Source organism: Streptomyces viridiviolaceus, from assembly GCF_014650995.1.
Taxonomy (GTDB): Bacteria; Actinomycetota; Actinomycetes; order Streptomycetales; family Streptomycetaceae; genus Streptomyces; species Streptomyces viridiviolaceus.
This window is the reverse complement of record NZ_BMWA01000133.1, coordinates 1-532: the sequence shown is the minus strand read 5'-3', so window position 1 is coordinate 532 and position 532 is coordinate 1. Positions and strand designations below refer to the sequence as shown.

Annotated in this window: 1 protein-coding gene; it reads left to right on the top strand. The window is 40.4% G+C overall.

Annotated features, from left to right (window positions below):
- Positions 1-27 precede the first annotated feature (27 nt).
- Positions 28-532, top strand: a 505-nt coding sequence (locus IE260_RS43530; protein ID WP_268255039.1) for a SecY family transport protein, incomplete at its 3' end; no start/stop codon positions are given.

Below are 532 nucleotides of genomic sequence, written 5' to 3'. Positions count from 1 at the left end.
ATAGGGGAGCAAATCACGCAAAGGGGCGTGGGGAATGGGATCAGTCTCATTATTTTTGCCGGGATTGTATCAGGGATTCCATCGGCTATTTCAGGCACATTCAACTTGGTCAATACGGGCGTTATTAATATCTTAATGCTCATTGGCATTGTGCTGATTGTTTTAGCGACTATTTTTGCGATTATCTATGTGGAATTAGCTGAGCGTAGGATCCCTATTTCTTATGCGCGTAAAGTGGTGATGCAAAACCAAAATAAGCGTATCATGAATTACATTCCCATTAAGTTGAATTTAAGCGGAGTGATCCCTCCTATTTTCGCTTCAGCTTTGCTCGTGTTCCCTTCTACGATTTTACAGCAAGCCACAAGCAACAAAACCTTGCAAGCGATTGCGGATTTTTTAAGCCCGCAAGGGTATGCGTATAATATTTTGATGTTCTTGCTCATTATCTTTTTTGCTTACTTTTATTCTTCTATCGTGTTCAACTCTAAGGATATTGCGGATAATTTAAGGCGTAATGGTGGGTATGTTC